Consider the following 14,338-nt stretch of genomic DNA (forward strand, 5'->3'; position numbering starts at 1 on the left):
TCCGTCGTTTACCCTGCCCTTCCCCCCCAGCCGGAGCTCTGCCATGCGCCCCGACCTGCACCTGGCCCTGATCGGCTACGGCCTCGCCGGCCGCGTCTTCCATGCCCCTCTGATCCAGCACACGCCCGGCCTGGTCCTGCACAGCATCGTCAGCTCGCAGCGCGACACGTTGCTGCGCACGTTCAGCAACGTACACGTGCGTGCAACGCCACAGGACGTGTTCGACGATCCAGCGGTGGATGCGGTGGTGATCGCCACGCCGAACGAACAGCACGTGCCACTGGCGATGGCCGCGCTGGCCGCCGGCAAGCACGTGCTGGTCGACAAACCCTTTGCGCTGGATGTAGCCGAAGCGGAAACAGTACTGGCCGCAGCACGCGACGCCGGCCGCATCGCCACCGTGTTCCAGAACCGGCGCTTCGATGCCGACTTCCTCACGCTGCAGGCGCTGCTGTCAGAAGGCACGCTGGGCGAGGTGGCCGAATGCCATGCGCATTTCGACCGCTACCGGCCGCAGGTGCGCGACCGTTGGCGCGAACAGGACGGGCCAGGCAGTGGCCTGTGGTACGACCTCGGCCCGCACCTGCTGGACCAGATGCTGGTGCTGTTCGGCTGGCCCGACGCCATCGATGCGGATCTGGCCGTGCAGCGCCAAGGTGGCGCCGGCATCGACTACTTCCACGCCGTACTGCACTACCCGCGGCATCGCGCCATCGTGCATGCCGGTTCGCTGGTGGCTGCCCCTGCCCCGCACTTCAGCGTGCATGGCAGCAAGGCCAGCTGGATCAAGTACGGCCTGGATGTGCAGGAGGCCCAGCTGCGCCGCGGCGTAGCGCCGGGTGCGCCCGGTTGGGGCATCGATCCCCGGCATGGCGAACTGGTGCGCTGTGATGCAGAAGACAATGTTCTGCGCAGCACCGTCGACAACCTGCCCGGCGACTATCGTCGGTTGTATGCGCAGTTCGCAGCGGCGATGCACGGCGACGGCGAAGCGACGGTCAGCCCGATGCAGGCATTGCAGTTGATGCGGCTGCTGCAGGCCGGCATGGACAGCGCGCGCGAAGGGCGGCGGATCGCGTTGGACTGACCAGTAGATCCACGCCATGCGTGGATGACGTGGCAACGATCAGAGACGGCTTTTGTAGAGTCGAGCCATGCTCGACTGGCTGCATGGGGTCAGAGCCCTTTCCTGCGGAAAGGGATCCGACCCCGATCTGCCCGGGGTCGGATCCCTTCGGCAACGCCGAAGGACTCTGACCCCACCGCAGTGCTTACGACTTCTTGATGGCGTGGCCGCCGAATTCATTGCGCATCGCCGACAGCAGGCGATCGGTGAACGAATTCGATTCGCGCGAACGCAGGCGCTCCAGCAGCGACAACGTGATCACCGGTGCCGGCACGTCCAGCGCGATGGCTTCGGCCACGGTCCAGCGGCCTTCGCCGGAATCCTCCACGTATGGCGCGATGCCATCCAGCGACGGATTGCGCTTGAGTGCTTCGGTACTCAGGTCCAGCAGCCACGAACGCACCACGCTGCCGTGGCGCCAGACTTCGGCCACCTGGGCCAGGTCCAGTTCCATTTCCTGCTTGCGCTCCATCAGCGCGAAGCCTTCGGCATAGGCCTGCATCATTCCGTATTCGATGCCGTTGTGGACCATCTTGGTGAAATGGCCGGCGCCGGATGGACCAACACGCGCCCAGCCGCGATCCTCCGCCGGAGCCAGCGTGCGCAGCAGCGGTGCGATCTGCTCCACCACCGGCGCTTCGCCACCGACCATCAGGCTGTAGCCTTCCTGCAGGCCCCACACGCCGCCGCTGGTGCCGCAGTCGACGTAGCCCAGATCGTCCTCCGCCAGCGCCTTGGCGCGACGGATCGAGTCCTGGTAGTTGGAGTTGCCGCCGTCGATGACGATGTCACCCTCGGCCAGGTGCGGGGTCAGCTGTCCCAGCGTCTGGTCGACGGTTTCACCCGCCGGCACCATCAGCCACACCACGCGTGGCACCGGCAGCGCGGCCACGGCGGCGGCCAGCGAATCAACCACTTCCAGGCCGGCCTCTGCAGCGCGCTGGCGCGCACTTTCGCCCGGGTCGTAGCCGACCACGCGGTGGCCGCCGCGATGCAGGCGCTGGGCCATGTTGGCGCCCATGCGGCCGAGGCCGATCATTGCAATATCCATTGTTTCACCTTCAGTTGGGGTCTAGGGTCAGGCTGCCTGGCCTGCCGGTAGCCGCGCAGTGGCGCAGTTGCGCCTCGCGCCAACGCCGGTAGAGCGTGGTATGCAGATTGTGCACCGCCAGGTCGATCGAAAACGGCGTTCTCGGGTTGCGATCGAGCAGGCGGACGATGTGGTAGCCGATAGGACGTATACCGCGCGGATGCACGTAGATCACGAACTGCTGGTAGAACGGATCGTCCAGCAGCTGATCCATGCGCACCAGAGCCGCGTGGTAGCGCGGTGCCAGGCGTGCGCGCAGCTGTGGATCGCGCTCGAACAGCAGGCGCTCGAAATAGCGCTGGCCGGCGCGCGGAATGTCCTGCGCCAGTTTCCAGAGCTCGGCATTGCGCTGGTCGTACCAGGCCAGGCCGGCGTGCAGCGCCAGCGCCTGCGCAGCGCCCTCGCCCACCTCGACCACCACGAAGTTCTCGGCCTGGTTGCTCAGGTCGTCCAGCGTGCCTTTGTCGTACACATGTTCGATGAAACCGGGCACGCCCACGAACGCCTGCCGCCCCATCGCCGAGGTGCGCACCGCCTTGCCATCGGCGAAGAGGTCGCCCGCATGCGCGCCGAGCAGGATGCTGTCGGTGTCGTGCAGCGCGAGGAAGGTGCCGATCGACAGTTCCTCCGCTGCGAACCCGGTGTCGAACGCAGCATCGCCATACAGCTCGCGCTGGGTGGCCAGCTGTGCGACCTGGCGGCCGACACCGCATTCGGCACGCACGGCACCGCTGTAGAACGCCTGCAGCGCATGGCTGTTGCCCGCGCGGGGCACGAAGCCACGACCGAAACTGCGCGTACGCTGCCAACCCTGTGCCGGTGCGCCCTGCAATCCGAAGCCGATCCATCCCAGCTGCGGGCCGGAGAAGCGGAACGTGGGATTGCCCTGCAATGCCGAAGTCGCGCGCCGCGTGGCCGCCCCCAGCTCGAAGGCATAGGCGCAGACGGTGGCGGGGTCATCCAGCAGCTGCTGCAGCAGTGCCTGCCGAGCGGCAGCGGGCAGCGCCGCCGGCCACCGCACCTGCAGGTCGCCGGCCGCCTGTGAATCAGCCAGCGAGGCACGCGTACATACGGGACCACCGCGCACCTGCGGCGCGGTGAGGGACGCTTCTTCGAAGCGCCACCCCAACCGCTGCAGCAGGCCCTGCGTACAGTCCGGGGATGGCGCTGCCACGACCCACGCGGGCGCCAGCAGGGCTGCAATCAGCCACCTGCCGCGCACACTCAGCCCTGGTCCGTGACCGCCGGTGCGGGTTCCGGCGCCGCTGCCGGCGATGGCGATGGCGTGCCAGCCGCGGCCGGCAGATACTGCTGCAGGCGCTGGAAGAAGCGACGATAGAACTCGGCATCCGTGACCGTGCTGCTGGCCACCTTCACCAGCGAGTCGTCGTTGCTGCCGAACGGCAGCGACACCGAGCCCAGCGCACCCACACCGACGCTGGCCGAGGTCGGGCTCTTCTTCAGCGCGTAGCGGTCCTGCACGGCACTGACGAACACCAGCGTCTGGCTGCCGCGCGGGGCGCAGGAGATGCGCAGCACCAGCTGCTCATGGTCATCCTCGCGCGGCTGGAAGTTCTTGTTGCCCTCCACCTGTGCGTCATCGGAGCGGGCGATGGCATAGCCTTGGCTGAGCAGCGTGCGGCGCGCGGCCTCGCAGGCTTCGCCGGGGCGTCCCTCAACGGTGCGCGAGAAGGTATCGCCGGAATCGAAAGACTCGCGCAGCACGGTGCTGTCGGCGGCGCGGCCACCACAGGCCGAAAGGATCAAGGCGCTGGCGCAGGCCATGGCAGCGCGGGAAAGACGGGAGGCCCGCATGGGTACTCCTGCGAGGACGGAAGCACCAAGGGTAGTCCCGCCCCCGTGTGCGGCAGGTCGATATGCCCCCCCACGTTGCTCCCGGTTCATGCACGTAAAAGGGGACGGAGGGGATCAAGTCGTTTGCGGCACTTCATTGGCCCGGGCATGGCCCGGCGCGACCGGGAATGGGCTTCCCAAACAGATAGGGGCCGGCAATGCCGGCCCCTGCGGATGTCGTGCGCCGCCTCCGGCTCAGTCCGCCCAACGCCCCGCGCCGGTGGACTGCGGCAGCACCTGGGCCGACAGCGGACGGTCATTGGCCAGCAGGTTCACCGCGTCGGCCAGGATCGAGGCCGACTCGCGCAGCAGCGGGTCCGGACGCTTTTCGGCGGCCTTCTCGCGGGCGGCATCCTTCACGATGTCGCGTTCGTTGCCGGTCAGGCCATCATCACTGCTGTCATCGGCCAGCGGGTCCAGGGCCAGGCCCAGCTCCTTGCGCTGCAGCTGGCGTTCCTTGCGCTGGGCGTCCTGGCGCTCGCGTTCGGCGCGACGGGTGGCCTCGTTGAGCGAGATGTACTTCTTCGCCGCCTCGGTCCGGAACTGCTGCACGTCCTCGTTCCACCACTGGAATTCCTTGTCGGTGGCGATTCGCGCGTCGTGGCGGACCTCCAGCTTCGGCAGCAGCGGCGCGAAGTTGCCGTACTGGGTGTGCGGCACGGCGGCGATGCGGGTCCACGGCAGGGCGTTATCGTAGGTGCTCTCGCCGAACTCGGTGGCATCGACGCTGGCCGGGAAGGCCAGGTCCGGCACCACGCCCTTGTGCTGGGTGCTGCTGCCGCTGATGCGGAAGAACTGGGCGATGGTCAGCTTGACCTGGCCGAAGCGCTGGGTCTCGCCACTCGGCCAACGGTCGAGGTCGACGATGTTCTGCACGGTGCCCTTGCCGAAGCTGGTTTCACCGATCACCAGGCCACGACCATAATCCTGGATCGCACCGGCGAAGATCTCCGAGGCCGAGGCCGAACCGCGGTTGATCAGCACCGCCAGCGGGCCATCCCACGCCACACCCTGGTTGCGGTCGCTGTTGACGGTGACGCGGCCACCAGACTCACGCACCTGCACCACCGGGCCCTGCTCGATGAACAGGCCGGTCAGTTCGATGGCTTCATCCAGCGAACCGCCGCCATTGTTGCGTAGGTCCAGCACCACGCCGTCCAGCTTGTCGTTCTTGAAACCAGCCAGCAGCTTGGCCACGTCGCGGGTGGCCGAAGCATAGTCGGCGGCGTTGCGGCGACGGCCTTCGAAGTCCTGGTAGAAAGTCGGCAGCTTGATCACGCCGATCTTCCGTGCCGGCTCGCCGTTGGCGGCCGGAATGGTCATGGTCTCGCCCTTGGCGGCCTGTTCGGCCAGGCGCACCTTCTGCCGGGTCAGTACCAGGGTGTGGTGCTTGCCGTCGGCACCTTCGGCAGCCGGAATGAACTCCAGCTTGACCTGGGTGTCCTTGGCGCCGCGGATCTTGGCCACCACATCGTCGATGCGCCAGCCGATCACGTCCTCGACCTGGCCAGACTTGCCCTGGCCAACGCCGACGATGCGGTCACCCGGCTTCAGCGTGCCGTCCACCGCAGCCGGGCCGCCGGCGATGATCTCGCGGATCACCACCACGTCGTCCTGGCGCTGCAGCTGCGCACCGATGCCTTCCAGCGACAGCGACATCGCTTGGTTGAAGTTCTCGGCCGTGCGCGGGGTGAAGTAATCGGTGTGCGGATCAACCGCGCTGGTGTACGAATTCATGAAGAACTGGAAGACGTCTTCGCCCTTCAGCTCATTGACCGACTTCTCCAGCGTCGCGTAGCGCTTGTCCAGCGTCTTGCGGATATCGTCCGGCTTCTTGCCTGCGAGCTTCAGGCGCAGCCAGTCGTTCTTCACCGACTTGCGCCACAGCTCATCCAGCTCGGCGCTGCTGGCCGCCCACGGCACCTTCTTGCGGTCGTACTCGAAGCGCTCGTCGGTGGTGAAGTCCGGCTCCTGCTTGAGCAGCTTGCGCGCAAAGGCCACACGTTCGCCGACACGCTGCTTGTAGACCGCGAACACCTGGAACGCCGGTTCCAGTTCGCCGCCACGGATGGCCGAGGAGATGTTGGCTTCGAAGGGCGCGAAGCGCGCCACGTCGGCCTGGGTGAAATACTGCTTGGCGCCGTCCAGCGTCTCCAGATAGCGCTTGAACACGTCCTTGGAGGTGGCCTCGTCCAGCGCACGCGGGCGGTAGGCGTAACGACTGTCGGACAACAGGCCATATACCAGCTTGGAGGTGGTCACCTGATCGGCAGTTGCCGCAGCGGGCAATGCAGGCGAGTCGGCCTTGGCCGCCAGCGCCAGCGGCGCGACCAGCGCCAGGGCCATCAGGAATGCGGGGGCTTTGAATTTCATTGACGTGCTCGAAGGCGCCTTGCCAAGGGGGAGACTGCAGGGTGTTCAGACACCCCGACAGTGCCGAAAGTTGCCGGGTTTGTCACCCGGCCGCGCTCGGTGGAAAACCAGCCTAGCCGGGCCGGTGTAGCAAATTGTGAATGCATGTAGAGGCCGGGGCCCCGGGGGGGGGGGGGGGCCCCGCCCCCCCTCGGCTCTACCGCAGGCAGAGGTGTGCGGACCAACGGTCCGCACCCACAGGAGAAGCAGCTCCCACCCACCGGGAGGGTGTCAGGAAACCCCTGCGCCCTTGGCCTGCACGTCGGCGTGGTACGAGGAGCGCACCATCGGGCCGGACGCCACATGGCTGAAGCCCAGCTCGTAACCGTAGTCTTCCAGCGCCTTGTAGTCCTCGGGGGTCCAGTACTTCAGCACCGGGTGGTGGTGCGCGGTCGGCTGCAGGTACTGGCCGATGGTGATCATGTCCACGTCGTGCGCGCGCAGGTCACGCATCGTGGCCTTGATCTGTTCGAAGTCCTCGCCCAGGCCCAGCATGATGCCGCTCTTGGTCGGCACGTCCGGGTGCTGCGCCTTGAAGTTCTTCAGCAGGTTCAGCGACCACTGGTAGTCCGCACCCGGGCGCACGTTGCGGTACAGGTCCGGCACGGTCTCGATGTTGTGGTTGAACACATCCGGCGGGTTCTGCGCCAGGATCTCCAGCGCACGTTCCATGCGGCCTTTGCCGCGGAAGTCCGGGGTCAGCACCTCGATGCGGGTACCCGGCGACTTCTCGCGGATGGCGGTGATGCAGTCAACGAAGTGCTGGGCACCCCCGTCGCGCAGGTCATCGCGGTCGACGCTGGTCACCACCACGTACTTCAGGCCCATGTCGGCCACGGTCTGGCCGAGGCTGGCCGGCTCGTTGGCATCCGGCGGCTTCGGGCGACCATGGGCCACGTCGCAGAACGAGCAGCGCCGGGTGCAGACCTCACCGAGGATCATGAAGGTGGCGGTGCCATGACCGAAGCACTCGTGGATGTTCGGGCAGCTGGCTTCCTCGCATACGGTCACCAGGCGGTTCTCGCGCAGCTTGGCCTTCAGGTTCTGCACGGCATTGCCCGAAGGAATGCGCACGCGGATCCAGGACGGCTTGCGCAGTACCGGCGCGTCGGCGAACTGCACCGGCGAACGGTTGATCTTGTCACCGCCCAGCTGCTTGACCCCGGCCTGCAACGGCGCGGTGGACGGAGAATCGCCCTGCACGATCTGCAGGGGAATGGAACGGGCGGTGGTTTCAGTCATGGCAGTTCCGGGGGGCGGTCAGGCGGCCGCAGAAAGATCGGGCCGTTCGGGCGTGTGCTGCAGCAGCAGGCCAAACTGGCGGGCCAGGTGGTCCAGCAGCACTGGCTTGACGGCGTCCATCCCGGAGGGGCCGCCCAAGTCCAGCACCGAGGTCACCTGCAACCCCTGATAGCCACAGGGATTGATGCGGTGGAAGGGTTCCAGGTCCATGGCCACGTTGAAGGCCAGCCCATGGAAGGTGCAGCCGCGGCGCACGCGGATGCCGAGTGCGGCAATCTTGGCACCACCGACGTAGACGCCCGGGGCGCCCTCGCGGCGTTCGGCGCCGATGTTCCACTCGGCCAGGGTATCGATGAGCGCCTGCTCGATGCGGCACACGTAATCGCGTACACCGATGCCCAGCCGTGGCAGGCGCAGCAACGGATAGATCACGATCTGGCCGGGACCGTGATAGGTCACCTGGCCGCCGCGGTCCACGTGCAGCACGGGGATGTCGCCCGGCGCCAGCACATGCTCGTCCTTGCCGGCCTGGCCCAGGGTGAACACCGGATCGTGCTCGACCACCCACAGCTCGTCGGCATCGGCGTCGCTTCGCTGGTCGGTGAAGCGCTGCATGGCGCGCCACACCGGTTCATACGGCTGGCGGCCGAGGTCACGGACCAGCGCCGGACGCGGCGCACGGTCCTCCGGGGCGGCTTCGGCCGGGCAGGAGTCGGCTACAGCGTCCACTTCACTTCCGGGTGGTCACGCAGCGCCTGGTGCGCCAGGTCGTACTGTTCGCGGCTCCCGGCCTTGAACACGATGCGGACGGACACGTACTTGCCGTTGGAGGAGTGCTTCCAGCTGATGCGTTCGTTCACCACATCGATGCCGGCGGCCAGCAACAGGCGGGGAAGCTCATGCTCCAGGCCGCGGTTGGCCGGGCCCATGGCGCTGAGCTCGAACTGGCCGGGGAACTGGAAGCCGTGGTCGGGGTTGTCGGACTTGATTTCCATGGCCCCATTATCGGGCCGCAGGGCAACAAACCCAAGAGTATTCATCAACGCCAGGACCGCACCGGCGGTCTGCTGCGTTGCAGGCGGCCCAAAGGGACGGGCCTGAGGCCCAACGGCAGCTGACTGCAATCTCCTGACCGTCACCAACGCGAACATCGTACGGGCGGCCCGCGACCGCCTTCACGCCCGGCCTGCGGCGCGTACGCGGGTAACAAATTGTGCCCGCCGGACAATGTTGTTTTCGGAACAGACAAGTGATCCGGACGTGCTCGTTCCGACGCGCGGGCACGAGTACCGTAGCGTTGCAGAAAACGACTGAAAACCGCCCCCTTCCCCATGAGCATTCCATCCATGCGTAGTGTCGCAGCTCTCGGGCTCGCCGGCCTGCTGGCCTCTGCCCTCCCCCTTGCCGCCCAGGCGGCCGAACAATGTGGCCCGGACGCCATGCGCGACCACCCGCCGCAGGTCAATTTCCGCGTCGACAACGACCTGTTCGGCGGCCGCCACCAGGACCAGGGCTATACCAACGGTGCGCTGTTGACCCTAGTCTCCCCCAATCTGGTCGATTACACCGACGACCCCTGCCTGCCGCGTATGGCGCGCTGGGTGAACCGGTACCTGGAAGGGCTGCATCCGGGCAAGTTCGAACAGCAGAACATGATCTTCAGCATCGGCCAGGGGATCTTCACCCCGACCGATTTCACTCGCAGGGACCTGATCGAGGACGACCGCCCTTACGCCGGCGTGCTGATCGCGAACTTCGGTTTCAATGCGCGCAGCGGCGACCGCCTGCAGACCACCCAGCTGACACTGGGCGTGGTCGGTCCGTGGGCACAGGGCAAGCAGGTGCAGAATGCCGTGCACGACGTGCTGGGCGACGAAAAATTCAAGGGTTGGGACAACCAGCTGCACAACGAACCACTGTTCATGCTGACCCATGAGCGCATGCGCCGCTGGCCGGGCGATGCCAGCGTCAATGCCGACGGTTGGGGTTGGGACGCGATCAGCCACTACGGCGGGTCGATCGGCAACCTGGAAACCAAGGCCAATTTCGGCGGTGAAGTGCGCTTTGGCTGGAAGCTGCCAGACGACTTCGGCAGCACGCCGCTGCGCCCGGCCGGCGAGAACACCGCGCCGACCCGCCGCGGCCGCCCCAGTGGGTGGTCCTGGCACCTGTTCGCGACCTCGGACGCTGCCTGGGTGATCCGCGATATCACCCTCGATGGCAACACCTTCCGCAACAGTCACAGCGTGGACAAGCGCCATGTGGTGGCCTACGGCGGGTACGGCGTGGCGGTGATGTACGGCCGCTGGAAGTTCGCCGCCGCGCGCTACCACAGCACGCGCGAGTTCAACGGCCAGCGCGAGGCGCCGGTGTTCGGCAGCTTCACCATCAGCCGGTCGCTGTAGGCGAGGGGCTGATGGTGAAGCGGGTAGGTGCCGACCGTTGGTCGGCACACCGGTTATTGCATCGCTCGCTGTAAGCGAGCGGCTGAGGGTAGTGCCGGCCGCTGGCCGGCTGTTGGCACATCCGGATGGGTTCAAGCGGAGCCGGCCAGCGGCCGGCACTACCCGCATCCGCACGCAACCGGCATCCCGAAACAGAAAAGGCCGGCATTCGCCGGCCTTTTCGTTCACCACGCCGGGGCGTGGATCATTCCGATTCCCACCACATCCAGAAGCTGTCCCACAGGCGCTTGAAGAAGCCGGCCTGCTCGACGGCGGCCACGGCCACCAGCGGCGCTTCGGCGACGACCTTGCCATCCAGGGTGACCTTCACGGTGCCGATCTGCTGGCCGGCGGTGAACGGTGCTTCCAGGGTCTTGGGCACATCGATGCTCGGCTTCAGGTCGTTGTAGCGGCCGCGCGGCACGCTCACCAGCATCGGCTGGGCCACGCCCAGCTGCACCTTGTCGGTGGTGCCCTTCCAGACCTTGTGCTCGGCAACGGCCTTGCCCGGCTCGTACAGGCGGTGGGTCTCGAAGAAGCGGAAGCCCCAGTTCAGCAGGGCCAGGCTGTCATCGGCGCGCTGCTTTTCCGACGCACCGCCCAATACCACGGCGATCAGGCGCTGGTCGCCACGCTGCGCCGAACTCATCAGGCAGTAACCGGCTTCGGAGGTGTGGCCGGTCTTGATACCGTCCACGCTGCCGTCGCGCCACAACAACAGGTTGCGGTTCGGCTGCTTGATGTTGCCGACCTGGAATTCCTTGATCTTGTTGTACGCGTAGGTTTCCGGGTAATCACGCACCATCGCGCGGCCCAGCAGCGCCAGGTCGTAGGCGGTGCTGTGGTGGCCTTCGGCAGTCAGGCCGTGGGCGTTGACGAAGTGCGAGTTCTTCATGCCGATCTTGGCGGCGTAGCTGTTCATCAGCGACGCAAAGGCTTCTTCGCTGCCGGCCACGTGCTCGGCCAGGGCGATCGCGGCGTCATTGCCGGACTGGATCGCCATGCCCTTTTCCATGTCTTCCAGGCGTGCGGTCTGGTTGACCGGGAAGCCGCTGTAGCTGCCATCGGTGCCGGCGCCGCCTTCGCGCCAGGCGCGCTCGCTCATCATCACCTGGTCATCCGCACGGACCTTGCCGTTCTTGACCTCGGCGGCAACCACGTAGGACGTCATCACCTTGGTGATGCTGGCCGGCGCGAGCTGCTCGTGGATGTTCTCGCCGGCCAGCACCTGGCCGGTGGCGTAGTCCATCAGCACCCAGGCCTTGGATACGCTCGGCACCGGCGCCGGCGGGGTGGCAACGGTGGCCGGGGCGGCAGCGGCGGCGGCGGGCGCCGGCGTGGCCGGGGTCGGCAGCGGGGTCTGGGCGGAAGCCAGGCCCACCACTAGGGTGGCGGCCAGGGCGGTGGCGGCGGAACGGAAATTCATTGGACAGCAGGCTCCAGGGGACGGCCAGGAATGGAGGGTGGAACGTAGTGGCCATTGTAAGGCCGGGGCGGCATGGGCCGGCAGCACCGGCCCGGGCGGGTCAATCCTTGACGATCTGCGGCGAACCCAGGCCCAGACCGGCAATGCGGCCGACAAGTTCCGCGGCACTGGCATGGTCGCTGGCGGGAACGCGCAGGCGGAACAGGGTGCGGCCACCGGCGGCGATGTCGCTGATGGTCGCGCCAACGATGCCGGCGGCGTTGAGCTGGCCCATTGCGCGGTTGGCATTGTCGCGGCTGGAGAAGCTGGCGACCTGCACCATCACTGCGCCTACCACCTGCTGCGACAGGCTGGGGGCCGTCGGTGTGGCCGGCGTCGTACGCGCCGGCGCCGGCGTGACCGCGCGCGGCGCCGCGCTGGCGACGGCAACCGGTGCCACAGGGGCGCTGCGCGCCGGCGGTGCGCTCGGCGGCAGGCTGCTGACCGCCACGTCCGGCACGGCGCTGGCCACGCCCTGGGTGGTGGCCGGCTGGCCACGCGCAGGCATGGCGTCGGCCGGCAGGCGCTTGACCAGGCGATCAATGTCGCTGTCGGCGGTGGCACGCGCAGCCGTTACCGGGCGCGTACTGGCCGCCGCGACAGCCGTTTCGGCGGCACGGCGCTCGCGGCGCGACGGCTTTTGGGCCAGCAGGTTGCTCTCGCCCGGTTGCAGCGCACGCACTTCCACGTTGCCGGTACCGCGCTGGGTGATGCCCAGCCGCACCGCGGCGGCATAACTGAGGTCGACCACGCGGCCATCATGGAACGGGCCACGGTCGTTGACGCGCACGATCACCGACTCGCCGTTGTCCAGGTTGGTGACGCGGGCGAAGCTGGGCAGCGGCAGCGTCTTGTGCGCGGCGGTGAACTGGTACATGTCGTAGACCTCGCGGTTGGAGGTCAGGCGGCCGTGGAACTTGGCGCCGTAGTACGAGGCCGTACCGCGCTCGACATAGTTGCGGGTGTCGTCGAGCACCTTGTACGACTTGCCCAGCACCACGTACGGCGACTTGTTGCCGATGGCCGAACGCTCTTCGGCGGTCACTTCCGGCTCGGGAATGCAGGCGACGTTGGGAATGTAGTCCGGGGTGCTGTCACGCACGCCGGGCTTGTACAGCCCCCCGGCGGTGTAGTTGCCGCGCGTGTTCGGGTCTTCCTTGGCCGCGGCATAGGGCGAGCCCTCCGGGCAATGCGCCGGGCGCGAGCCGCGACCCTGCACCACCGTGCCGCTGGGCTTGCCACCGTGGCCGGCCGTGGCCGGCTTCTTCGGCGCACTGCTGCAGGCAGCGAGCGCGAGGACGATCAAGCTCGGGACCAGCCATCTGATGTTCATGCCGGGGGCAGCTCCTGTCCGGCGATGGCCTGGGACAACTGGAACACGGCCATCGCGTACATCTTCGAGAGGTTGTAGCGGGTGATCGCGTAGTAATTCTGGAAGCCCAGCCAGTACTGCTTGCCGGTGCTGCCCTCAAGCGTGATCGGCGTTGCGGTGGCGCCCGGCTGCACCGCAGCGCTGGGCTGGTAGCCGCGCTGCGCCAGGTCGGCCAGCGACCAGGTCGGCATCCATTCGGTCGGGTTGAACTCCTCGCGCCCCGGCGCCAGCGTGGCCGGTACGGCCACCTGGCCACCACGGACCCAGCCGCCCTTCTTCACGAAATAATTGGCGATGGACGAGAACACATCGTCGTAGCTGGTGAACAGGTCGCGACGGCCATCGCCATTACCGTCCACGGCGTAATCGAGATAGCTGGACGGCATGAACTGGCCCATGCCCATCGCACCGGCATAGCTGCCCTTGAGCGTGGTGATGTCCAGCTTTTCCTCACGGCCCAGCTCGAACAGCTTGGCCAGCTCATCGCGGAAGAACAGCTCGCGACGCACTTCGCGTTCCAGCTTGGCCGGGTCGCCACTGCGCGGGTAGTAGAACGCCAGCGTGTACAGCGCATCGAGCACGCGGTGGTTGCCGGCATTTTTCCCGTAACTGGTCTCCACGCCGATGATCGCCACGATCACTTCGGCCGGCACGCCGGTGCGCTGCTGCACGCGATCCAGTTCGGCACGATGCTGGGCCAGGAACGCACGGCCGCCATCGATGCGTGCCTTGCTGATGAACATCGGCCGGTATTCGTTCCACGGTTTGACCCGTTCGGCCGGGCGCGACATGGCGGCGATGATCGGCTGGCGCACCTGCGCCTGGTCGAGCACGCTGCTGATCTGCTCTGGCTTCAGGCCATAGCGCTTGGCCGTATCGGCAACAAAGCGGGCCCGTGCGACCTCGAACGGCACCGGGGTGAGATCGACCGGCGGCGCTGTAGCAGCGGCCGCTTCGGGCGCGGCCTCGGCCGGGCCGTGGGCCTTGGTGGCGGGCTGGCGCGGCGTACTGCTGGCCTGGGGCGGAGACGGTGGGGACTTCGGCTGGGTCGCGCAGGCGACCAGGCCGAGGGTGAGCATGCAGGCCAGAGTGCGTCGAATCATCGTCGCAGGTTAGCAGGTCATGGATGAATTAAAACCCCTAACACTATGAATCACAACGATTTGCCCACGTTCAGCGGGAAATGTGAAGACGTCGTGATCGAGCTTCCCCATTCAGATAGAGGTGGCCGGTTGCGTCCCCATCCCCGCAGACGCAACCGGCGACCGGATCCGGTCGGTACCTGCGCGGCTGCCGCTCCCCAGTGGCAGTTCCCCGCGCTCCCTGTACCCGT

At 67.2% G+C, this 14,338-nt stretch carries 12 protein-coding genes; 2 read left to right on the forward strand and 10 right to left on the reverse strand.

From position 1 onward, the window contains the following. Window positions 1-43: 43 nt before the first annotated feature. Window positions 44-1,087, forward strand: a complete 1,044-nt coding sequence (locus tag ROV93_RS20740) for an oxidoreductase (RefSeq protein WP_072167182.1) — start codon at window positions 44-46, stop codon at window positions 1,085-1,087. A gap of 184 nt (window positions 1,088-1,271) precedes the next feature. Here the strand turns inward: ROV93_RS20740 and gnd are convergent, their stop codons facing one another. The 7 genes from gnd to ROV93_RS20775 all read right to left on the reverse strand — a co-directional run bounded on the left by gnd (window position 1,272) and on the right by ROV93_RS20775 (window position 8,719). Further along, window positions 1,272-2,177 (reverse strand): phosphogluconate dehydrogenase (NAD(+)-dependent, decarboxylating), encoded by a 906-nt coding sequence (gnd, locus tag ROV93_RS20745; protein ID WP_072167183.1) that lies wholly within the window; start codon window positions 2,175-2,177, stop codon window positions 1,272-1,274. A gap of 10 nt (window positions 2,178-2,187) precedes the next feature. Beyond that, a complete protein-coding gene (locus tag ROV93_RS20750; RefSeq protein WP_072167184.1) occupies window positions 2,188-3,438 on the reverse strand; it encodes a hypothetical protein in 1,251 nt (416 codons plus the stop codon). A 2-nt stretch (window positions 3,439-3,440) separates the two neighbouring features. Beyond that, window positions 3,441-4,031: a DUF2242 domain-containing protein gene (locus ROV93_RS20755; RefSeq protein WP_072167185.1), complete on the reverse strand. Its 591-nt coding sequence runs from the start codon at window positions 4,029-4,031 to the stop codon at window positions 3,441-3,443. A 234-nt stretch (window positions 4,032-4,265) separates the two neighbouring features. Then, the gene (locus ROV93_RS20760) at window positions 4,266-6,443 is read right to left on the reverse strand and encodes a carboxy terminal-processing peptidase (protein WP_072167186.1); all 2,178 of its coding nucleotides are present in this window, start codon (window positions 6,441-6,443) and stop codon (window positions 4,266-4,268) included. Window positions 6,444-6,713: 270 nt separating this feature from the next. After that, window positions 6,714-7,724, reverse strand: coding sequence for a lipoyl synthase (gene lipA, locus ROV93_RS20765; protein ID WP_072167187.1), 1,011 nt, complete (start codon window positions 7,722-7,724; stop codon window positions 6,714-6,716). Window positions 7,725-7,742: 18 nt separating this feature from the next. Beyond that, window positions 7,743-8,453: a lipoyl(octanoyl) transferase LipB gene (gene lipB, locus ROV93_RS20770; RefSeq protein ID WP_072167188.1), complete on the reverse strand. Its 711-nt coding sequence runs from the start codon at window positions 8,451-8,453 to the stop codon at window positions 7,743-7,745. Continuing rightward, window positions 8,441-8,719 (reverse strand): YbeD family protein, encoded by a 279-nt coding sequence (locus ROV93_RS20775; protein WP_065196483.1) that lies wholly within the window; start codon window positions 8,717-8,719, stop codon window positions 8,441-8,443. Before ROV93_RS20775 ends, lipB begins: the two co-directional genes overlap by 13 nt. Before the next feature lie 351 nt (window positions 8,720-9,070). On the opposite strand from ROV93_RS20775, the gene ROV93_RS20780 reads away from it, so the two are divergent. After that, on the forward strand, window positions 9,071-10,129 hold the full coding sequence (locus ROV93_RS20780) for a lipid A deacylase LpxR family protein (protein ID WP_080376906.1): 1,059 nt from the start codon (window positions 9,071-9,073) through the stop codon (window positions 10,127-10,129). A gap of 244 nt (window positions 10,130-10,373) precedes the next feature. On the opposite strand, the gene ROV93_RS20785 is transcribed toward ROV93_RS20780, so the two are convergent. The 3 genes from ROV93_RS20785 to mltB form a co-directional block, all read right to left on the reverse strand. Further along, entirely contained in the window at window positions 10,374-11,594 is a 1,221-nt protein-coding gene (locus tag ROV93_RS20785) for a D-alanyl-D-alanine carboxypeptidase family protein (protein ID WP_061479685.1), read from the reverse strand. A 100-nt stretch (window positions 11,595-11,694) separates the two neighbouring features. Next, window positions 11,695-12,966 (reverse strand): septal ring lytic transglycosylase RlpA family protein, encoded by a 1,272-nt coding sequence (locus tag ROV93_RS20790; RefSeq protein WP_053498246.1) that lies wholly within the window; start codon window positions 12,964-12,966, stop codon window positions 11,695-11,697. Then, window positions 12,963-14,108 (reverse strand): lytic murein transglycosylase B, encoded by a 1,146-nt coding sequence (mltB, locus tag ROV93_RS20795; protein WP_061479687.1) that lies wholly within the window; start codon window positions 14,106-14,108, stop codon window positions 12,963-12,965. Before mltB ends, ROV93_RS20790 begins: the two co-directional genes overlap by 4 nt. Window positions 14,109-14,338: the final 230 nt, after the last annotated feature.

The organism is Stenotrophomonas maltophilia group sp. msm4, from assembly GCF_032025605.1.
GTDB lineage: Bacteria > Pseudomonadota > Gammaproteobacteria > Xanthomonadales > Xanthomonadaceae > Stenotrophomonas > Stenotrophomonas sepilia.